We start from the raw sequence: 19768 nt of genomic DNA, 5'->3' as shown, positions 1-19768 counted from the left end.
CCCAACAGCACCACGCAGACGGCTAAGAGAGGGCATGCACGTTTGTGAAAACCTGTTAGCTAGGTGACAAGATTTCACAACGACAGGATGCTTCGACAGCTACAGCAACATTATGGGCATTAGTTGTTCTGTGCACTGGGCAAACGCAGGGTCTAGTGGGCTTATGAGAAACAGTTGAGCATGTTGGGCTGGGCATTTGGTCGAGAGTGTAGAAAGCACTTCATTGATGCTCGCCAATTTGGTACGAAACTTTGGGTTAATTTGGTACGAAACTTCTCGAAGGACACTCATAACTGCTATATAAATAAGGTCTTTGAGAAGTATTTGGTGCCCAGGAGAGGACTCGAACCTCCACATCGTTGCCAATACTAGCACCTGAAGCTAGCGCGTCTACCAATTCCGCCACCTGGGCAGGTGTCGTGATCCGTGCGTTTAAGCTTGGCAGCGCGCACTGTCAAACGGATTTTTTGGCTTTGTTGGCCGCGTGCGGTTCAGGTGAGGGCGTGCGCGTGATTTCGATGGCGACGGCCTCGTTCGAGAAGCTGAGGAAGTCGTATTCCGAGCGGTCCAGCACTTCTTCCAGTGCCTTGTGTTCATGGTAACGCCAACCCGGATACCCGAAGAGTTCATCGAACAGGATCACAGTCCCCTTGCGCAGGCGCGGCTTGACGGCTTCCAGCGCATAGCGGGTCGGCGTGTAGGTATCCATATCCATATGGATGAAGGCGAAAGGCGCATCCTTGGTTTCTTCCAGATACGGACCGAGTGTGTCCTGCAACCAGCCCTTCACGAGGGTGACGTTGTCGGGCACTGTGGGCAGTCCTCCGCGTTGTGAAAACGCCCCGGCGGCTCAACCTGTGTGATAGCCTGTCCAGTCTTCTTCAAGGCCTACAAAGCTGTCAAATCCGTGCATGTGACGCCCATGGGGGGCAAGGAACTTGCCGAACAGGCGGCATCCATGGCCTGCGGCGACGCCGAACTCGACATAGAGTCCGTCGCCGGGATCCCGGGCGATGGCTTGCTGAATGGCATATACACGGTTGCGTCGCTTGGACGTGAAGAGCATGGATTGCTCCATTTCCGCACGATAGGTCTCGAAACTGTCTTTGCGCGCCGCGTCTACAAGTAGAGAAATCGGCGTTACATCGCCATGTTCTGCCATAATGTTCTGCTCATTTTTTGATTTGTTTCTGCAAAGCTACGAAAAAGCGCGAATCGGCGCAACAGATGTTTGATCGCGGCGTTTTTGCGCCTTGTTCCGCATGTCCGCCAAAGATAGATCAATGACCGAACCAAAAGACGGCGAGGGCCTGAGGCATGTCTAGACTGGTGACCATCTACGGTGGATCTGGCTTTGTCGGTCGGTATATCGCGCGGCGTATGGCCAAGGAAGGCTGGCGTGTGCGTGTGGCCGTCCGACGCCCCAATGAGGCAATCTTTGTCAAACCATATGGGGTCGTTGGTCAGGTTGAGCCGGTCTTTTGCAATATTCGCGACGATGCCTCGGTGGCTTCGGTGATGCAGGGCGCGGATGCGGTGGTCAACTGCGTCGGCATCCTTGCACCTTCGGGCAGAAACACGTTTGACGCGGTTCAGGCTGAAGCGCCCGAACGTATCGCGCGCCTTGCTGCCCAACATGGAATCACGCGGATGGTGCAGATATCGGCCATCGGAGCGGATGCCGCATCGAATTCGGTCTATTCACGCACCAAAGCTGCCGGCGAGGAGGGTGTGCTGAGATACATGCCCGGTGCCATGATCCTGCGCCCATCCATCGTGTTCGGCTCGGAAGATCAGTTCTTCAACCGGTTTGCCGCAATGTCTCGCCTGGGCCCCATACTGCCTGTTGTGGGTGCAGAAACGCGGTTTCAGCCGGTCTATGTCGACGATGTGGCACAGGCGGCCGTCATGGGGATTACCGGTGCGGCCGAGGGCGGTATCTATGAGCTGGGTGGACCCGATGTGAACACCTTCCGCGAGTTGATGCAGGAGATGCTGGTCGTGATCCACCGTCGCCGGGCGATCGTCAACATTCCGTTCTGGGCGGCCTCTGTCATGGGCTTTGTGTCTGATATTGTCAGCAAACTGTCTCTGGGCCTGATTCCGGCGCAGGTGACGCTGGATCAGGTGCGCAATCTGGCGCGCGACAATGTCGTGGCGGACGGTGCCAAGGGTTTTGAGGCATTGGGAATTCATCCCACTGCTCTGGAAGCTGTCTTGCCCGAGTATCTCTGGCGTTTTCGCCCGTCCGGTCAGTATGCCGAGATCAAGAAGTCTGCAAAGAACCTGCGGACCTGATCAGCTATAGGCGATGGCCAGAAGGATGATCCCAAGGATCACCCGATAGATCACGTAAGGCGTAAAACTGACGCTGCGCAAAAGGCGCATCATGATGCCCAGTGCCAGCAAGGCCGCCACAAAGGCAAATCCGGCGGCAATGGCCCCGTCCCGTGCTGCGGCAGCATCTGCGCGGCTGGCAACATCGATGCCCAGAACCACACCCGAGGCCAGGATCGTCGGGATTGACATCAGCATGGCGAGCTTGGCAGCATCGCTTCGCGCATAACCCAGCTGACGGGCCGCGCTGATCGTGATGCCCGATCTTGAGGTTCCCGGGATAAGGGCGACCGCTTGCCAGAGGCCCATGATTACCGCGTGACGCAAGGACCAGCGATCGGCGGTGCGGTCCTGTGCGCCTGTCTGGTCGGCCCAGTAAAGGAAGAGACCAAAGATCAGCATGGTCCAGCCAATCACGGTGATCGACCGCATGGCATCGCTCAGACCGGTTAGATGCAGGATCAACCCGACAATCACCACCGGGACTGTCGCAATCGCCAGACACAGGGCAAGGAACGCGCCCGGCGTATCAAGCTTGCCTTGCAGCAGGCGCAGCGTTCCCGCCAGCGCCACTTGGACATCCGCCCAGAAGAACAGGATCACGGCAAACAAAGTGCCCAGATGCACGGCCACATCAATGACTGCACCCTGATCCTCAAGACCCGTCAGACCGGGCAGCAGGATGAGGTGCCCGGAGGACGAGACGGGCAGGAACTCGGTCACGCCCTGGATGATGGCGATGAGGATGAGCTGGAACAACGGCATCTGAAAGTCGAATCGCCTGAGGTTGCTTTGTGGTCCGTCCGGTATAAGTGCCCGGTTTCGAAAGGAAAGGTAGTATTTATGTCCGGTGTGTTACCTAAATTTACTGCAGCGCAGCACCGTCGCCTCGACTTTCGTGTGGAAATAATGAATATAGGTCAACATAGCTGACTTTTATTATGATCCGAGTTCCTCTATGGGACTGCGGTGCGTGTTTGCGCGAGAATTCTTTCAAGGGGGAGTCAACCCGTGGCCAAGCAACCGATGCTGAAATTCGTGACGATCGAGCGCAACATGCCCCAAAAGCGTGAGGCTGATGTTCGGCGGGAGGATTTTCATGAAATCTACGCCGAATACGCCGATGCCAAGGCGAAAGAGCAATCCGCGCGGTGCAGTCAGTGCGGTGTGCCCTATTGCCAGTCGCATTGTCCCTTGCACAACAATATCCCGGATTGGCTGCGTCTGACCGCGGAAGGGCGTCTGAAAGAGGCCTATGAAGTGTCTCAGGCCACCAATACCTTCCCCGAGATCTGTGGCCGGATCTGTCCGCAGGATCGCCTGTGCGAAGGCAATTGCGTGATCGAGCAATCGGGCCACGGGACGGTGACCATCGGCTCGGTCGAGAAATACATCACGGATACCGCTTGGGAAGAAGGCTGGGTTCAGCCTGTGCGCCCCGCGCAGGAGCGCACCGAAAGCGTTGGCATCATCGGTGCTGGTCCCGGTGGTCTGGCGGCGGCCGAACTGCTGCGCAGGGCCGGAGTGCAGGTCACGGTGTATGACCGCTATGACCGTGGTGGTGGGCTGATGACCTATGGAATCCCCGGCTTCAAGCTTGAAAAAGACGTCGTCATGCGGCGCATGGATCAGCTGGAGCAGGGCGGCGTCGTGTTCGAACTGGATTGCCATGTGGATGCCAGCATCTTCGCCACGATTCGTGGTGACCATGATGCGGTGATCATCGCGACAGGCGTATATAAATCGCGCGATCTGGACCTGCATGGCTCGGAAGCCGCGGGCGTTGAAAAGGCGATCGACTACCTCACGGCGTCAAACCGCAAGAGCTTTGGCGATGTTGTTCCCGACTTTGACAGTGGCCGACTGAACGCGGCTGGCAAACGCGTTGTGGTCATTGGCGGCGGGGATACCGCCATGGATTGTGTGCGTACCGCGATCCGCCAGGGTGCCGAGAGCGTCAAGTGCCTCTATCGGCGGGACCGCGCCAATATGCCCGGCTCTCAACGCGAGGTGCAGAATGCCGAGGAAGAAGGCGTTGTCTTCGAGTGGCTGAGCGCGCCCAACGGCTTTGTGACCGAGCTGGCCGAGGCCGCGGATGGCGGGGCCAAAGTCACTGGCGTGATTGTGCAGAAGATGCGTCTGGGCGCACCGGATGCCACCGGCCGCCAGGCACCCGAACTGATCGAGGGATCGGAGTATGTCGAAGGCGCGGATCTGGTGATCAAGGCGCTGGGCTTTGAGCCCGAAGACCTGCCCGAAATGTTTGGTGAGCCTGCGCTGAGCGTCACGCGCTGGGGCACGATCAAGGCGGAATTCACCACCGGCAAGACGGCCCTGCCGAATGTCTATGCCGTCGGTGATATCGTGCGCGGTGCATCGCTGGTTGTCTGGGCCATTCGCGATGGGCGCGACTGCGCCGAAGCGATCCTGGCGGACATGGGCGTCACCAGCGCGATTGCGGCTGAATGATGCGAAATCGCCGGTCTGATCTGCGTACACAAACCGTACACATCCTGTGCATACGCGCGGTGTCTGCGCGCGTTCAGGCGCGCAGGGGAAAGGTCAGCCTATGCACCCTATTTCCGGATCAGCGCGCATGACCGGCCGTAGCTCTCTGTCCCACAGATGCCTGCGCGACGCGGCAATCACATCCGCAAGCCACGGGCCGAATACGAAGACGATAACACCCATGTCGAGGGAGACATCCAATGACCACATATGATGCCAACTGGGTTGCTGCCGAAGAGGCCAAGCGCAAATGGATGGCCGAGAACGGCATGTACGCCGAAGAGGAAGAGCATTCTTCCTGTGGTGTGGGCCTTGCGGTCTCTCTGGATGGCAGCAAGAGCCGGAAAGTGGTTGAAAACGGTCTGCAGGCGCTCAAGGCGATCTGGCACCGGGGCGCTGTTGATGCGGATGGTAAGACTGGCGACGGCGCGGGCATCCATGTGCAGATTCCGGTGTCCTTCTTTTACGACCAGATCGAACGGACCGGGCATTCTCCCAAAAAGGATCGGCTGATCGCTGTGGGTCAGGTCTTTTTGCCGCGCACGAATTTCGGCGCGCAAGAGACATGCCGGACCATCGTGGAAACCGAAGTTCTGCGGATGGGGCATTACATTTATGGCTGGCGCCATGTGCCGGTGAACATCTCGGTTCTGGGTGAAAAGGCCAATGCGACCCGCCCTGAAATCGAGCAGATCCTGATTTCCAACGCCAAGGGCGTGGACGAAGAGACATTCGAGCGCGAGCTTTATGTCATTCGCCGTCGCATCGAAAAGGCGGCGGCCGCCGCTGGCGTGGCTGGTCTGTATATCGCATCGCTCTCGTGCCGGTCGATCATCTACAAAGGCATGATGCTGGCCGAACAGGTGGGCGAGTTTTACCCCGACCTGATGGATGAACGGTTCGAGAGCGCATTTGCGATCTATCACCAGCGCTATTCCACCAACACCTTCCCGCAATGGTGGCTGGCCCAGCCGTTCCGCATGCTGGCCCATAACGGCGAGATCAACACGCTCAAGGGCAACACCAACTGGATGAAAAGCCATGAGATCCGCATGGCATCCGGCACCTTTGGCGATATGGCCGAAGACATCAAACCGATCATCCCGCAGGGCTCGTCGGATTCCGCGGCCCTGGATGCGGTGTTCGAGGTGCTGGTGCGCGCCGGGCGCAATGCGCCGATGGCCAAAACCATGCTGGTGCCGGAAAGCTGGTCGAAACAGGCGGTGGAACTGCCGGAGGCCTGGCGCGATATGTATTCCTATTGCAACTCGGTGATGGAACCCTGGGACGGCCCTGCCGCCCTGGCCATGACCGACGGGCGCTGGGTCTGTGCCGGTCTTGACCGCAACGGGTTGCGCCCGATGCGCTATGTGGTGACGGGTGACGGTCTGCTGATTGCGGGTTCCGAGGCCGGCATGGTTCCGATCGACGAATCCGTCGTGCGCGAAAAAGGGGCGCTGGGCCCGGGGCAGATGATCGCCGTTGACATGGTGAACGGCGGGCTGTTCCACGACACCGAGATCAAGGACAAACTGGCGGCGGCGCAGCCTTTCAGCGAGTGGGTCGGCAAGATCAATGACATGGACGAGGCGTTGTCCGGTGTGACCGAAACGCCCGTGTTTACCGGGGCTGAACTGCGCAAGCGGCAGATCGCGGCCGGCTATACAATCGAAGAGCTTGAGCAGATCCTTGCCCCCATGGCCGAGGATGCCAAGGAGGCGGTGGCCTCGATGGGCGACGATACGCCTTCGGCTGTCTTGTCCCAGATGTATCGGCCTTTGAGCCATTTCTTCCGGCAAAACTTTAGCCAGGTCACGAACCCGCCGATTGACAGTCTGCGCGAGTATCGGGTGATGAGCCTGAAAACGCGGTTCGGAAACCTGAAGAACGTTCTGGACGAAGACAGCTCGCAAACCGAGATCATCGTTCTGGAAAGCCCGTTCGTGGGCAATGCGCAATGGGATGAACTGGTGCGCGCGTTCGTCTCTCCGCTGGTCGAGATCGACTGTACGTTCGAAGCCGGTGACGGCGCACTGAATGCCGGGCTGGCCCGTATCCGCTCGGAGGCCGAGGATGCCGTGCGTTCGGGTGCCGGACATATCGTGCTGACCGATCATCACTCCGGGCCCGACCGCGTGGCGATGCCGATGATCCTGGCCACATCGGCGGTGCACAGCCATCTGATCCGCAAGGGTCTGCGGACCTTCTGTTCGCTGAATGTGCGTTCGGCTGAATGTATCGATCCGCATTATTTTGCGGTGTTGATCGGTTGCGGTGCGACCGTGGTGAACGCCTATTTGGCCGAGGATTCTCTGGCTGACCGGATCGATCGCGGCCTGCTTGACGGGACGCTGACCGAGGCCGTGGCGCGGTATCGCGAGGCGATTGATCAGGGTCTGCTCAAGATCATGGCCAAGATGGGGATTTCGGTGATCTCGTCCTATCGCGGCGGTCTGAACTTTGAAGCTGTGGGTCTGAGCCGCGCAATGGTCGCGGAGTTTTTCCCCGGCATGACCTCGCGGATATCGGGCATCGGTGTTCTGGGCATTCAGCGCAAGGCCGAGGCGATCCACGCCAAGGGCTGGACCTCGGGTTTGGATGTGCTGCCGATTGGCGGGTTCTACAAGGCGCGCAAATCCGGCGAGACCCATGCCTGGGAAGCGACGTCGATGCATTTGCTGCAAACAGCCTGCAACCGCGCCTCCTATGAGATCTGGAAGCAGTATTCGGCCAAGATGCGCTCGAACCCGCCGATCCATCTGCGCGATCTGCTGGATATCAAGCCGCTGGGCAAACCGGTTCCCCTGGAAGAGGTGGAAAGCATCACCTCGATCCGCAAGCGGTTCGTGACACCGGGCATGAGCCTAGGGGCGCTGTCCCCCGAGGCGCACAAGACGCTGAACGTGGCGATGAACCGGATCGGAGCCAAGTCGGATTCGGGCGAGGGCGGCGAAGATCCGGCGCATTTCGTGCCGGAACCCAATGGGGACAACCCGTCGGCCAAGATCAAACAGGTCGCATCAGGCCGGTTCGGTGTGACGGCGGAATACCTCAACCATTGCGAAGAGCTTGAGATCAAGGTCGCGCAAGGGGCCAAACCCGGCGAGGGGGGCCAGTTGCCCGGGATGAAGGTCACGGACCTTATCGCGCGTCTGCGTCATTCCACGAAAGGCGTGACGCTGATCTCACCGCCGCCACATCACGACATCTATTCGATCGAGGATCTGGCGCAGCTGATCTATGATCTCAAGCAGATCAACCCGCGCTGCAAGGTCACGGTCAAGCTGGTGGCGTCTTCCGGCGTCGGCACGATTGCGGCCGGTGTCGCCAAGGCCAAGGCCGACGTGATCCTGATCTCGGGTCACAATGGCGGCACGGGCGCATCTCCGGCCACGTCGATCAAATATGCCGGTCTGCCATGGGAGATGGGTCTGACCGAGGCGCATCAGGTCCTGGCGATGAACAACCTGCGCGACCGGATCACGCTGCGCACCGATGGCGGCCTGCGCACCGGGCGCGATATCGTCATGGCTGCGATGATGGGGGCCGAGGAATATGGCATCGGCACCGCCGCTCTGATTGCGATGGGCTGTATCATGGTGCGTCAGTGCCAGTCCAACACCTGCCCCGTGGGCGTGTGTACCCAGGACGAGTCGCTGCGTCAGAAGTTCACCGGCAATGCCGACAAGGTCGTGAACCTGATCACCTTCTATGCCTCGGAAGTGCGCGAGATCCTTGCATCCATCGGGGCGCGCAGCCTGGATGACGTGATCGGGCGTGCGGATCTGCTGGCGCAGGTCTCGCGGGGATCGGCGCATCTTGACGATCTGGATCTCAACCCGATGCTGATCACCGTCGATGGCGCTCATAACATCGTTTATGACCGCAACAGGGATCGCAACCCGGTGCCCGATACGCTGGATGCGGAAATCGTGCGGGATGCGGCGCGTTTCCTGAAAGACGGAGAAAAGATGCAGCTGTCCTATGCGGTGCAGAACACCCATCGCACCGTGGGCACGCGCACCTCCAGCCACATCGTGCAGAACTTCGGGATGCGCAACGCGCTGCAACCCGATCACCTGACGGTCAAGCTGCAAGGCTCTGCCGGGCAGTCGCTGGGTGCGTTTGCCGCTCCGGGGCTCAAGCTGGAAGTGTCGGGCGACGCCAATGACTATGTCGGCAAGGGTCTGTCGGGTGGCATGATCACCGTGCGTCCGCCGATGGCCAGCCCGCTCAAGGCGGATGAGAACACCATCATCGGCAACACCGTTCTTTACGGTGCAACCGACGGGTATCTCTTTGCTGCGGGCCGCGCCGGCGAACGATTTGCGGTGCGCAACTCGGGTGCCAAGGTCGTGGTCGAAGGATGTGGATCCAATGGCTGCGAATACATGACCGGCGGGGTCGCCGTGATCCTTGGCGATATCGGCGCGAACTTTGGGGCCGGTATGACAGGTGGCATGGCCTATCTGTATGATCCCGAGAACAAGGCCGAGATGCTGATGAACAAGGAAACCGTGGTGACCTGCCCGGTCACCGTGGATCATTGGGAAGATCAGCTGAAGGGCCTTCTGGAACGCCACGCCAAAGAGACTCTCAGCCGGAAGGCAGCGGATATTCTGCAACATTGGGACCTGGAACGGACCAATTTCCTGCAGGTCTGCCCAAAGGAAATGCTGGCGCATCTGCCCGCGCCGTTGAGCGTGGAACAGGCGGCTGTGCCGGCCGAGTAAGTCTTGGACCCCATGCACAGCGTCACCCGGTTTGACCGGGCTGGCGCTGTGCTGAGGGCTTTTTCTTTGAACCGCTGCCGCCTATAGCTGAGACATGGCGAAACGCGCGGCGAAAACCACATCCAGAACACGCAAGACGCAGAAACGGCGCAAGGCCAGATCTGCGCGCTGGGCGCTGCCGCGTGGACCGTTTCGCCCGTTTCGTTGGATCGGGTTCATTCTTCTGCGCGGCACCACGATCGCGATCCTCGGGACGCTGTTTGTCATCATCACCTTTGCCGTGATCAACCCGCCGACCACGCATACCATGTGGTCCGAGGGCCGCAGGCTGGGCGAGGTGGATCAGAAATGGGTGCCGCTGGAGGCCATCGCTCCGGTCATGGCACGTTCGGTCGTCGCCGCCGAGGATGCCAATTTCTGCATGCATTGGGGTTTTGACGTGGCCGCGATCCGTGCCGCCCTTGAGGATGGATCCGGGCGGGGCGGGTCAACGATCAGCCAGCAGGTCGTCAAGAACGTCTTTCTCTGGCAAGGCCGATCTTGGATCCGCAAGGCCCTAGAAGCGGTGATCACCCCGGCGGTCGAGGCAATCTGGTCCAAGCAGCGCCTGATCGAGGTGTATCTGAACGTGGCCGAGTTCGACGAGGGCGTGTTCGGGGTAGAGGCCGCGGCGCGCCATTACTTCGGAGTCGGACCCGAGAACCTGAGCGACGTGCAGGCCGCGCGACTGGCGGCGGTGCTGCCGTCACCCAAGACGCGGTCGGCCTCGCAACCCTCTGCATGGCTGCGTACGCGGGCCGAGTCGATCCGTGACGGCGCAGCCACCATCCGCGCAGATGGGCGTGCTGCGTGTTTCGAGGATTGATCATTCCCGCTACTCGGGGCAATTTAGGACAGGAGGTTCCCAGTTCGATGACCCAAATGGCCCGATTGTTCCATGTCCCTCTGTCGCCCTTTTGTCGCAAGGTTCGCCTGAGCCTTGCCGAGAAGAAGGTCGAGGTCGAGCTTGTCGAGGAGCGTTACTGGGAAAAGGATCCGGATTTCCTGCGCCGCAATCCGGCCGGAAAGGTCCCGGTTCTGAAGCTGGACGGCAAGATGCTGGCCGAAAGCTCGGCGATTTGCGAATACATCGAAGAGACGCGCCCCTTGCCGCCCCTGATGCCCAAGGATGCCGAAGGTCGATACGAAGTGCGCCGGATCGTGACGTGGTTTGACGACAAGTTCCACAGCGAGGTGACCTCGAAGCTGTTGTACGAACGGGTGAACAAGAAGGTCACCAAGGAAGGTTATCCCGACAGCAAGAACGTCAAGGCGGGTGCCAAGGCGATCAAGTATCACCTTGATTACATGTCCTGGCTGTTGGATCACCGGCGCTGGCTGGCCGGGGATGTCATGACGCTGGCCGATTTCGCGGCAGCCGCGCATCTGTCGTCGCTGGATTACATCTCGGACGTGGATTGGAACCGGAGCCAGGTTGTGCGCGACTGGTATGCCAAGATCAAATCACGCCCGGCATTCCGGTCGATCCTGGCGGATCAGGTCTCGGGATTTCCGCCGCCTGCGCATTATGCCGATCTTGATTTCTGATCGCGCTCTGCGGGGCGTGCGTGGGCGTGGGTTGACCCCAAAAGACCCATGAACGGTCTGAAGGATCGTCTGATCGCACGCGCCCTTGAGGAGGGGTTTGTCGCGGCGCGGATCTGTCGGCCGGATGCTGTGCCCGAGGTGCCCGCGCGGCTGGGTGCCTTCCTGGAAAGCGGCTTTCACGGACAGATGGACTGGATGGAGCGCCGGGTGGAATGGCGCGGCGATCCGGCGACACTGTGGCCCGAGGCCCGGTCGATCCTGATGCTTGCCGAAAGCTATACCCCCGAGAGCGATCCGATGGAGCGCCTGGGTTGGCGGGATCGCGGGGTCATTTCCGTCTATGCCCAGAACCGCGATTATCATGATCTGGTCAAGAAGCGTCTCAAGCGTTTGGCGCGCTGGCTGATTGACGAGGCGGGCGGAGCGGTGAAGGTGTTTGTCGATACGGCCCCGGTTCCGGAAAAGGCTTTGGGACAGGCCGCCGGGCTTGGCTGGCAGGGCAAACATACCAATCTGGTCAGCCGGGATTGGGGCAATTGGGCCTTTTTAGGCTCTGTTTTTACCACGTTGGAGTTGGAGCCGGATGCGCCGGAGGTGGACAATTGCGGGTCCTGCCGCGCCTGTCTGGATGTCTGCCCGACCGATGCGTTTCCGGCACCCTATCGGCTGGATGCGCGCAGGTGCATTTCTTACCTGACGATCGAGCATCGCGGCCCGGTGCAAGAGGATCTGCGTGTCTTGATGGGCAACCGGATCTATGGCTGCGACGATTGCCTTGCGGTGTGCCCCTGGAACAAGTTCGCCGTTCAGGCAAGCGATATCCGCTATGGCGCGCGGGCCGAGCTGGAGGCTCCGAACCTGGCCGATCTGACGCGTCTGGATGACGGTGCCTTTCGCGCAGTGTTTTCCGGCTCGCCCATCAAGCGGATCGGGCGGGATCGCTTTGTGCGCAATGTGCTGTATGCGATCGGCAATTCCGGCGATGTCGGTTTGTCAGCGGTTGCGCAGGCGCTGTGTGATGATCCGGATGCAACGGTCGCGGATGCGGCGCGCTGGGCGGTGCGGCGATTGACGCAAACAGACGCGACGTGACGCGATTGCGCTTTAGATCAGACAATGAATGAGCAGAAGGGGGCAGGGTATGGCCGTGCTGTTGGGCGTTGATACGGGTGGTACCTATACGGATGCCGTTCTGATCCGGGATGAAACCGAGGTTCTGGCAAGCGCCAAGGCGCTGACAACGCGCCATGATCTGGCGGTGGGGATTGGCGAGGCGGTGCGCGCCGTGCTTGCCGCTTCGGGTGTGGCCGGACATGAGATCGGAATGGCGGCCTTGTCCACGACGCTGGCGACCAATGCCCTTGTCGAAGGCCAGGGAGAGCGTGTGGGCCTGATCTTTATCGGCTTTCGCGAGGCGGATCTGGTCAAGCATGGCGTGGCCGAGGCATTGAAGGGCGATCCGGTCTGTGTGCTGGCGGGGGGCCATGATCACAGCGGATCCGAGGCGCAGAAACTGGATGAAACCGCGCTTTTGGCCTTTTTAGAGACACATAAGGACGGTGTTTCCGGCTGGGCGGTTGCGGCTCAGTTCGGGACGCGCAATCCGGGGCATGAGCTGCGGGTGGCCGAGATTATCGCTCAGGAGACCGGTGCGCCCGTGACCTGCTCGCATCAGCTCTCTGCGCGGTTGAACGGGCCGAAACGCGCGGTGACAGCGGTGCTGAATGCGCGGCTGATCGGGATGATTGACCGGCTGATCGCGCGTGCAGGGGATAGTCTGGCCGAGGCGGGGATCGAGGCGCGGCTGATGGTCGTGCGTGGCGATGGGGCGCTGATGTCCGCGCAACAGGCGCGCATGCGTCCGATCGAAACGATTCTGAGCGGTCCGGCGGCCTCTATCGTGGGCGCGCGCTGGCTGACGGGCGTGACGGATGGTCTGGTCTCGGACATTGGCGGGACGACCACCGACGTGGCCGTGCTGCGCGACGGGCGGCCCGCGATCGATCCGGACGGCGCGCGCGTCGGCGGGTTTCGCACCATGGTCGAGGCGGTTGCGATGCGCACCACGGGTCTGGGCGGCGACAGCCAGGTCCATGTCGAGACCGAAGGTCTGGCCGGTGGCGTTCGGCTGGGGCCGCGCCGGGTGGTGCCGGTATCGCTTATGGCGATGGATGCCCCTGACGTGGTGCGCGGTGCCATGGAGGTGCAGCTGCGCAGCGCTACACCTGGAGAAATGGACGCGCGGTTTGCGCGGCTGGTGCCCGGCGTGTCTCAGGCCGGGCTGGCCGAGCGGGAACAGGCGCTGGTGGCGCGGATCGGCGATGGGGTGCAGCCGCTGAACGCGGTTCTGCGCACCCGCATGGATCACGGTGCGCTGACCAAGCTGGTCGGACGCGGTGTGGTGCAGCTGGCCGGTGTCACGCCGTCGGATGCCAGCCACGTTCTGGGGCTGGTCGATGCCTGGGACAAGGAGGCCGCGCGCATGGCGGTAGAACTGATGGCGCGCAAGCGGGTCGGCACCGGGGACAGGCTGTCCGAAAGCGCCGGAGATCTGGCGCGAACCATTGTCACCCAACTTCAGGAACAGACGGCTTTGGCCTTGTTAGAGACTGCTTTTGCCGAAGAAGCATCATACTTTGAAGGCGCGCCCGAGGTTCTTGCGCGTCACGTCCTGACCCGGCGAGGGCTTGAGAACCACCGGGGCCTGCTGGCGGTGGATGTGGCGTTGAATGTGCCGGTCGTGGGATTGGGTGCATCAGCGCCGACCTATTATCCAGCGGTTGGAACTCGGCTGGGCTGCGAGATGGTCTTGCCGGAACATGCCGGCGTGGCCAATGCGGTGGGTGCCATCGTGGGGCGTGTTACGGTGCGCAAGTCCGGAACCATAACGGCCCCGTCCGAAGGGCGGTTTCGGGTGCATCTGGACCAGCCCGAGGATTTCGGTGATCAGACCGCCGCTTTGACCCGGTTAGAGACTGTTTTGCGCGATGCCACCACAACAGAGGCGCGCGCTGCCGGTGCGGAAGATATCGAAGTGCGGGTTTATCGCGACATCAAGACTGCGCAGACCGAAGCACGGGTGGTCTTCGTCGAGGCAGAATTGACGGTCGAGGCGACAGGGCGTCCAAGGGTCGCCTTGGGCTGACTACGCCGCATTAGACACTGTTGGCCCCCCTCTTGTCATACAGAGAGGGGCCAGAGGTTCACTCGGCCGCGTCGCGTTTGGGCAGAACCCAGTCGGGGCGGATGAAGTGGCAGGTATAGCCATGCGGGATGCGCTGGAGATAATCCTGATGTTCGGGTTCGGCTTCCCAGAAGTCACCAACCGGCTCAAGCTCGGTCACCACTTTGCCGGGCCAGATGCCTGAGGCATTCACATCGGCAATCGTGTCGATGGCGCAGTCTTTCTGCGCCTCGTCCACATAGTAGATTGCCGAGCGATAGCTGAGGCCGCGATCATTGCCCTGCCGGTTCAGCGTGGTGGGGTCGTGGATCTGAAAGAAGAACTCGAGCAGACGGCGATAGCTTATCACCTCGGGATCAAACATGATCTCGATCCCTTCGGCATGGGTGCCGTGATTGCGATAGGTCGCGTTGGGCACGTCTCCGCCGGTATATCCGACCCGGGTGGCGTGGACGCCGGGCAATTTACGGATCAGTTCCTCCATACCCCAGAAACAGCCACCGGCCAGTACAGCGCGTTCAAGGCTCATGTGATATCCTCCACTTGGTTCAGGTAGTCGCCATACCCTTCGGCGTCCATGTCGTCGCGATGGACAAACCGCAGAGAGGCAGAGTTGATGCAATAGCGCAGACCGCCCCGGTCACGCGGGCCATCCGGAAACACATGGCCAAGGTGACTGTCACCATGGGTAGAGCGGACCTCGGTGCGGATCATGCCAAGGGAATGGTCCGAAAGCTCTTGCACGTTGGCGGGTTCGATCGGCTTGGTAAAGCTGGGCCAGCCACAGCCGGATTCGTATTTGTCGGCCGACGCAAAGAGAGGCTCACCCGAGACGATATCGACATAGATGCCGGGTTCCTTGTTCTTCAGAAGCTTGCCGGTGCCCGGGCGCTCTGTCCCGCTTTGCTGCGTGACATAGAATTCTTCGGCCGACAGAGTTGCGATCACGTCGGGGTTCTTGGTGTATTTCGTCATGGCGTACCTCGGACTTGTCTCTTGGGTGATAAGATGGCGTTTTGTGGCTGAAAGGGAAGTGCTGAGTTGGGGATCTCTCGCACAGGTGAGATGATCTGGAAGAGCGGGCCATGCGTACATATCTATAACACATGGAGGGTGATGATGTTGCGCATTCTGACAACGGTTTTTCTGGTGCTGATGGCTCAGGCAGGTCTGGCAAAGGGGCTGACCGGGACCTTCCCGTCGATTGATGGCGGCACGCTGAGTATCGAGGAATGGCGCGGCCAGCCGGTGCTGGTGGTCAACACCGCCTCGCAATGCGGGTTTACCAATCAGTATGACGGGCTTCAGGCGCTGTATGATCGCTATCGCGCGGCTGGTCTGGTCGTGCTGGCTGTGCCCTCTGATGATTTCAATCAGGAGCTTGCCTCTGCCGAGGAGGTAAAAGAGTTCTGCGAGATAAACTTCAACCTCGACATACCGATGACCGACATAACCCATGTTAAGGGTGCGAAGGCGCATCCGTTCTATCGCTCGGTTCGGTCCGCGACGGGGTTCGAGCCCAAGTGGAACTTTAACAAGATCTTGCTGAACGCAGATGGCGAGGTGGTGAAGTCCTGGGGCTCTGTCGTCAAGCCCGAGTCCGCCGCGATCACCAGCGAGATCGAGAAACTACTGAACTGACGCGTGCGTCGCCGTCGAAAGCTGTTTCGCACGCCGAGATGTTAGAAAGGATTTAACATGTTCCGGCCTTTGAAACTTGGCTTTCTGCCCGTTGTCTTTGCCCTTGCGGCCTGTGCAAACTCGGGTGCGAATTATCAGCCTGTGATCGATGGCCCCGTCGGGCCGAATTACAGCACCGATCTGGCACAGTGCCGCCAACTTGCCGCATCGCAGCCCACGCTGGATGGCAGCACCGCCGCGTCGGTCGGCACCGGTGCCGCCGCTGCAGGTGTGGGTTCGGTCATCTTCAATGACAACAGCGACAATCTGGGTCGCGCGGCGGGCGTGGGTGCGGTTGCCGGGCTGACAGCCGATCTGGTGCAGAAAAACGCCGATCGCGAAGCCATCATCAAGAACTGCATGCGCGGCCGGGGTTACAACGTCGTCGGCTGAGGCAGGGTGACAAGACGGCAGCCCGGTTCGACGGACTGCCGTCTTGCCGATCACAGGTGCCCGATCACAGCATTGCAGCGCAGCCGCGATGTGCGGTGGGTTGTGCAATGTGATGCGGGTTCAGGATCAGATGCCAGCTGGGCGGATAGCCCGGAGCCTGGGCGCGCGAATAGGAACAGCCGTTCGGCGCGGTGAACCATTGCCCCTGGAACGAGGCTGGCGGTCGATAGGTGCCGATCGGGTTTTTCTTGGCCGTGGCCGGGCCGAATACGGATGAGATGTCATTTCGATTGTCGAACAGGTTCAGAAATGACTCGGCCATGCTGGCATTGGCGGCAGTGGATGTTGTGGCAAGGGCAAGAGCGACAGTGGCGGCTTTCAGAAACATCGTATTCTCCTGTTTTGACATGGGCGGTACAGGAGACAGATCATCCGGAAATCAGTGCAAGATCTGGCAAGGAATGTGACGAAATCGCGTGGTTTCAACTGCAATAGACTGGAATTAATGGATAATTATAGCGATCGGTCAGCCACGCCCCGAGGCCTTTATCTCGGTCCAGGCAACCTGACGCCGTTCGCCCTCGCGGCTGGGCGAGATGCCAAAGGCGCGGCGATAGCATTTGGAAAAATGCGAAATGCTGCGAAAGCCGCAGGCCACGCAGATCTCGGTGACGGACAGGCCGGTCTGGCGCAACAGGTCGCGCGCCTTGTCCAGACGCATCTGCAGATAGTATTTCTTGGGCGAGCAGTTCAGATGCGTGCCGAACAGCCTTTCGATCTGGCGGTTGGACAGGCTGACAAGATCGGCGATTTCGTCCGGGGTCAGGGGGTCTTCGATGTTGTTTTCCATGATCTGCAGGATCAGCGCCAGTTTTCCGTGCCGCACCCCCGTGCCGGCCTGTGACCGGCGCTGGGCATGGGTTTGTGCGCGCGGATCGGTATAGACCATCTGGTCGGCGACCCAGTTTGCCAGAACCGGCCCGTAATCGGCATGCAGGCGAAACAGCATCAGATCCATCGAGGCCGCACCCCCGGCCGTGGTAAAGACGCGTCCATCCACGGTGAAGATACTGTCTTCGACAATCACATCCGGGGCGAGCTCCCTGAGTGCGTTGCGATACTCCCAATGGGTGGTCACGCGTTTGCCCGGGATCAGTCCGGCAAGCGCCAGCGTATAGCTGCCGCTGGACAATGCGCCAAAATCCCCGCCTTTCTTGGTTTCGCGCCTGAGCCAGTTGAGCACGCGTTTCGTGCTTGCAGCCCCGACTTTCTCGCCGGCGCAGACGATCAGGGTCTCGTCACGCTCAAGGTCGGTAAGGCCGCTGTCCGCGGCAACGGCGATCCCGTTATAGGCCGGCACCGGTTGGCCGTCTTCGGACAGGATGCGCCAACTGTAATAGTTGTCACGCGGTGGATGACGGTTGGCCAGCGACAGGGCTTCGAGCGCACAGGAAAAGCCGATCAGGGAGTAGCCGGGCAAAAGCAGAAAAACATAGCGTTTGGGCAGATCGCCCGACATGGCCGTCTCAGGCCGCGAGAGCGGCATCGAGAAGGCTTTGAAGCCGCTCTTTGTAGGGCTCGTTCTCGATCCGGGCGACTTCCTCACCGTTCTTGACGACGACAAGGGTCGAGCGGCGCCGCACCTTCATCTGTTCCACCCATTGCGAGGGGCCATAGGTGTCGTAGTCGACGTCGATGAATGTCAGGCGGCGATACTGCGGATTCTCGGCTTTCAGCTCGGCAAGCATGTCTTCCTTGATCTGGCAGGTCAGGGACCAGCTGGAGCGGAAGTTGAAGATCACCGTTTCACCCGAGGCGCGCAGGTCTGCGCCCATGCCCCAGATATAGGTCGTGGCCTCATAGCTGGCCTGTGCCTCGGTGGGCAGGATCAGCGCGGTTGCGCCCAGTGTGAGAAAGTCTCGGCGTTGCATGAAAGATCTCCGTTCGCTGCGTCTTTTTATCAGATGTGTGCGCGCCGAGGTCCAGTCGAATTGTCATTCATGCCGGTTTGTTGTTCTGACGCGCCAATTGCACCGCAAGGATCCCGGCTGTGATGATCGTCACCCCCAGAATGTCGCGCGGTCCCAACGCCTCACCCAGCAGCACTGCGGCGATGGCGACGCCGAAAAACGGGTTGAGAAAGTGGAACGTGGCGGCCCGGATCGCCCCGATGCGGTTGACCAGCAGGAACCAGACCAGCGTTGCGGCAAGGCCGGGGACCAGCGTGGTATAGGCAAAGGCCCAGAACAGCGGCCAGCTGGGATTGATATAGGGCGTTTCGAAACTGATGGCGGCGACGGCAAGGATCGCGCTGCCGACCAGCATCTGCAGGCCGACCACCATCAGGAAATTGCCGCCCGTGGTTGCCCCGCGCAACGCCAGCGTGGCGAATGCAAGCGCTGTGACACCGATGCCACAGAGCATGACGCCAAAGAGATCGACCCCGGCATTGATCCGCGCGCCCATGATCAGGGCGACACCGGCAAGGCCGGCGAAGAGACCGGCAATTCCCAAGGCACCCAGCCGTTCCTTGAAGATCAGCCAGCTGGCCAGCGCCACCAGAAGCGGCATGGTCGAAGCGATGATCGCTGCAAGCCCCGCTTCGACGGTTTGCATCGCCACAAAGTTCAGCCCCAGATAGAGCGCGTTCTGACAGATGCCGAAGAGGATCGTGGCGTACCACTGCATGCGCGTCAGCCGCCAGGATTGCCCCATGATTGCAGCAATGGCGACGCCCAGCAGGCCCGAAATCAGAAAGCGCAATGCGAGTGCAAAGAGGGGCGAGGCATCCGCCACGATGATCCGGGCCGAGGTAAAGGCCGAAGACCACATCAGGGCGAATGCAAGCCCCATGCCGATGGCGCGTATGTCCATGAACCCCTCCTGGCCTGACATTCCGGACACTTGAGGAATTCATCAACAAGTTCAAGGGCTATGGGTTGATGGGGTGCCGGGGTATTTGTGACCAGAAAGACGCCGGGCAAGAAAAAAGGGCCGCCAGGTATCAGGCGACCCTTTCGATGGACCGTGAGTGGTCAGGCTTAGCCGTTCACGCTGTCTTTCAGCGCTTTGGCAATGGTCATCTTGACCACCTTGTCGGCTTCTTTTTTGAATTGCTCGCCGGTGGCAGGGTTGCGCACCATGCGCTCGGGGCGTTCGCGGCAATAGATCTTGCCGACGCCGGGCAGGGTCACGGCACCGCCGCCGGACACTTCCTTGGTGATGATGCCGGTCATCGCGTCAAGCGCTGCGCCGGCAGTTTTCTTGTCTGTGCCCATTTCTTCGGCCAGTGCGGCGACGAGTTGGGTTTTTGTCATCGGTTTTGCCATTTTCTGGTCTCCTTCGT

The 19768-nt window shown here is 60.5% G+C and carries 18 protein-coding genes, 1 tRNA gene and 1 pseudogene; 9 read left to right on the top strand and 11 right to left on the bottom strand.

Annotated elements, in window-relative coordinates:
- Positions 1-325: 325 nt before the first annotated feature.
- The 3 genes and pseudogenes from WAO69_RS18340 to WAO69_RS18330 all read right to left on the bottom strand — a co-directional run bounded on the left by WAO69_RS18340 (position 326) and on the right by WAO69_RS18330 (position 1162).
- Positions 326-412 (bottom strand) — tRNA-Leu (locus WAO69_RS18340).
- Positions 413-454: 42 nt separating this feature from the next.
- Positions 455-829, bottom strand: a pseudogene (locus WAO69_RS18335) (class I SAM-dependent methyltransferase); the annotation flags it as partial.
- A gap of 21 nt (positions 830-850) precedes the next feature.
- The gene (locus tag WAO69_RS18330; protein WP_422181838.1) at positions 851-1162 is read right to left on the bottom strand and encodes a hypothetical protein; all 312 of its coding nucleotides are present in this window, start codon (positions 1160-1162) and stop codon (positions 851-853) included.
- A gap of 155 nt (positions 1163-1317) precedes the next feature.
- On the opposite strand from WAO69_RS18330, the gene WAO69_RS18325 reads away from it, so the two are divergent.
- Positions 1318-2298, top strand: a complete 981-nt coding sequence (locus WAO69_RS18325) for a complex I NDUFA9 subunit family protein (RefSeq protein WP_422181836.1) — start codon at positions 1318-1320, stop codon at positions 2296-2298.
- Here the strand turns inward: WAO69_RS18325 and WAO69_RS18320 are convergent, their stop codons facing one another.
- Positions 2299-3102, bottom strand: a complete 804-nt coding sequence (locus WAO69_RS18320) for an undecaprenyl-diphosphate phosphatase (protein ID WP_422181834.1) — start codon at positions 3100-3102, stop codon at positions 2299-2301.
- Between the two features lie 246 nt (positions 3103-3348).
- On the opposite strand from WAO69_RS18320, the gene WAO69_RS18315 reads away from it, so the two are divergent.
- The 6 genes from WAO69_RS18315 (at position 3349) to WAO69_RS18290 (ending at position 14310) form a co-directional block, all read left to right on the top strand.
- The gene (locus tag WAO69_RS18315; protein ID WP_422181832.1) at positions 3349-4806 is read left to right on the top strand and encodes an NAD(P)-dependent oxidoreductase; all 1458 of its coding nucleotides are present in this window, start codon (positions 3349-3351) and stop codon (positions 4804-4806) included.
- Positions 4807-5045: 239 nt separating this feature from the next.
- Positions 5046-9578, top strand: coding sequence for a glutamate synthase large subunit (gltB, locus tag WAO69_RS18310; protein WP_422181830.1), 4533 nt, complete (start codon positions 5046-5048; stop codon positions 9576-9578).
- A 94-nt stretch (positions 9579-9672) separates the two neighbouring features.
- On the top strand, positions 9673-10443 hold the full coding sequence (gene mtgA, locus WAO69_RS18305; RefSeq protein WP_422181828.1) for a monofunctional biosynthetic peptidoglycan transglycosylase: 771 nt from the start codon (positions 9673-9675) through the stop codon (positions 10441-10443).
- A gap of 56 nt (positions 10444-10499) precedes the next feature.
- A complete protein-coding gene (locus WAO69_RS18300; RefSeq protein ID WP_422181846.1) occupies positions 10500-11165 on the top strand; it encodes a glutathione S-transferase family protein in 666 nt (221 codons plus the stop codon).
- Between the two features lie 48 nt (positions 11166-11213).
- Entirely contained in the window at positions 11214-12257 is a 1044-nt protein-coding gene (queG, locus tag WAO69_RS18295) for a tRNA epoxyqueuosine(34) reductase QueG (protein ID WP_422181826.1), read from the top strand.
- 49 nt (positions 12258-12306) lie between these two features.
- Positions 12307-14310 carry a hydantoinase/oxoprolinase N-terminal domain-containing protein gene (locus WAO69_RS18290; RefSeq protein ID WP_422181824.1) on the top strand — a complete coding sequence of 668 codons (2004 nt, stop codon included), beginning with the start codon at positions 12307-12309 and terminating at the stop codon, positions 14308-14310.
- 58 nt (positions 14311-14368) lie between these two features.
- On the opposite strand, the gene msrA is transcribed toward WAO69_RS18290, so the two are convergent.
- Complete coding sequence (gene msrA / locus WAO69_RS18285) at positions 14369-14878, bottom strand: peptide-methionine (S)-S-oxide reductase MsrA (RefSeq protein ID WP_422181822.1); 510 nt, start codon at positions 14876-14878, stop codon at positions 14369-14371.
- The gene (gene msrB / locus WAO69_RS18280; protein WP_422181820.1) at positions 14875-15324 is read right to left on the bottom strand and encodes a peptide-methionine (R)-S-oxide reductase MsrB; all 450 of its coding nucleotides are present in this window, start codon (positions 15322-15324) and stop codon (positions 14875-14877) included. Before msrB ends, msrA begins: the two co-directional genes overlap by 4 nt.
- 144 nt (positions 15325-15468) lie before the next feature.
- On the opposite strand from msrB, the gene WAO69_RS18275 reads away from it, so the two are divergent.
- Both WAO69_RS18275 and WAO69_RS18270 read left to right on the top strand, forming a co-directional pair.
- Complete coding sequence (locus WAO69_RS18275; protein ID WP_422181818.1) at positions 15469-15990, top strand: glutathione peroxidase; 522 nt, start codon at positions 15469-15471, stop codon at positions 15988-15990.
- A gap of 57 nt (positions 15991-16047) precedes the next feature.
- Complete coding sequence (locus WAO69_RS18270; RefSeq protein WP_422181816.1) at positions 16048-16422, top strand: glycine zipper family protein; 375 nt, start codon at positions 16048-16050, stop codon at positions 16420-16422.
- Positions 16423-16486: 64 nt separating this feature from the next.
- On the opposite strand, the gene WAO69_RS18265 is transcribed toward WAO69_RS18270, so the two are convergent.
- The 5 genes from WAO69_RS18265 to WAO69_RS18245 all read right to left on the bottom strand — a co-directional run bounded on the left by WAO69_RS18265 (position 16487) and on the right by WAO69_RS18245 (position 19751).
- The gene (locus WAO69_RS18265) at positions 16487-16810 is read right to left on the bottom strand and encodes a hypothetical protein (protein WP_422181814.1); all 324 of its coding nucleotides are present in this window, start codon (positions 16808-16810) and stop codon (positions 16487-16489) included.
- Positions 16811-16948: 138 nt separating this feature from the next.
- Positions 16949-17941, bottom strand: a complete 993-nt coding sequence (locus tag WAO69_RS18260) for a GlxA family transcriptional regulator (RefSeq protein WP_422181812.1) — start codon at positions 17939-17941, stop codon at positions 16949-16951.
- A gap of 7 nt (positions 17942-17948) precedes the next feature.
- Positions 17949-18353 carry a thioredoxin family protein gene (locus WAO69_RS18255; protein ID WP_422181810.1) on the bottom strand — a complete coding sequence of 135 codons (405 nt, stop codon included), beginning with the start codon at positions 18351-18353 and terminating at the stop codon, positions 17949-17951.
- 67 nt (positions 18354-18420) lie between these two features.
- A complete protein-coding gene (locus WAO69_RS18250; RefSeq protein ID WP_422181808.1) occupies positions 18421-19296 on the bottom strand; it encodes a DMT family transporter in 876 nt (291 codons plus the stop codon).
- A gap of 167 nt (positions 19297-19463) precedes the next feature.
- Positions 19464-19751: an HU family DNA-binding protein gene (locus WAO69_RS18245; RefSeq protein ID WP_422181806.1), complete on the bottom strand. Its 288-nt coding sequence runs from the start codon at positions 19749-19751 to the stop codon at positions 19464-19466.
- Positions 19752-19768 lie beyond the last annotated feature (17 nt).

It is taken from the genome of Aestuariivita sp., assembly GCF_049276915.1.
Lineage (GTDB): Bacteria > Pseudomonadota > Alphaproteobacteria > Rhodobacterales > Rhodobacteraceae > Aestuariivita.
This window is presented reverse-complemented; position numbering and strand designations above follow the sequence as displayed.

Coding starts and splice junctions, on each gene's coding strand:
- WAO69_RS18265 (WP_422181814.1), bottom strand. CDS start 16,810: ATGTTTCTGAAAGCCGCCACTGTCGCTCTTGCCCTTGCCACAACATCC.
- WAO69_RS18275 (WP_422181818.1), top strand. CDS start 15,469: ATGTTGCGCATTCTGACAACGGTTTTTCTGGTGCTGATGGCTCAGGCA.
- queG (WP_422181826.1), top strand. CDS start 11,214: ATGAACGGTCTGAAGGATCGTCTGATCGCACGCGCCCTTGAGGAGGGG.
- WAO69_RS18245 (WP_422181806.1), bottom strand. CDS start 19,751: ATGGCAAAACCGATGACAAAAACCCAACTCGTCGCCGCACTGGCCGAA.
- WAO69_RS18255 (WP_422181810.1), bottom strand. CDS start 18,353: ATGCAACGCCGAGACTTTCTCACACTGGGCGCAACCGCGCTGATCCTG.
- mtgA (WP_422181828.1), top strand. CDS start 9,673: ATGGCGAAACGCGCGGCGAAAACCACATCCAGAACACGCAAGACGCAG.
- WAO69_RS18290 (WP_422181824.1), top strand. CDS start 12,307: ATGGCCGTGCTGTTGGGCGTTGATACGGGTGGTACCTATACGGATGCC.
- WAO69_RS18260 (WP_422181812.1), bottom strand. CDS start 17,941: ATGTCGGGCGATCTGCCCAAACGCTATGTTTTTCTGCTTTTGCCCGGC.
- msrA (WP_422181822.1), bottom strand. CDS start 14,878: ATGAGCCTTGAACGCGCTGTACTGGCCGGTGGCTGTTTCTGGGGTATG.
- msrB (WP_422181820.1), bottom strand. CDS start 15,324: ATGACGAAATACACCAAGAACCCCGACGTGATCGCAACTCTGTCGGCC.
- WAO69_RS18300 (WP_422181846.1), top strand. CDS start 10,500: ATGGCCCGATTGTTCCATGTCCCTCTGTCGCCCTTTTGTCGCAAGGTT.
- WAO69_RS18270 (WP_422181816.1), top strand. CDS start 16,048: ATGTTCCGGCCTTTGAAACTTGGCTTTCTGCCCGTTGTCTTTGCCCTT.
- WAO69_RS18325 (WP_422181836.1), top strand. CDS start 1,318: ATGTCTAGACTGGTGACCATCTACGGTGGATCTGGCTTTGTCGGTCGG.
- WAO69_RS18320 (WP_422181834.1), bottom strand. CDS start 3,102: ATGCCGTTGTTCCAGCTCATCCTCATCGCCATCATCCAGGGCGTGACC.
- WAO69_RS18330 (WP_422181838.1), bottom strand. CDS start 1,162: ATGGCAGAACATGGCGATGTAACGCCGATTTCTCTACTTGTAGACGCG.
- gltB (WP_422181830.1), top strand. CDS start 5,046: ATGACCACATATGATGCCAACTGGGTTGCTGCCGAAGAGGCCAAGCGC.
- WAO69_RS18250 (WP_422181808.1), bottom strand. CDS start 19,296: ATGGACATACGCGCCATCGGCATGGGGCTTGCATTCGCCCTGATGTGG.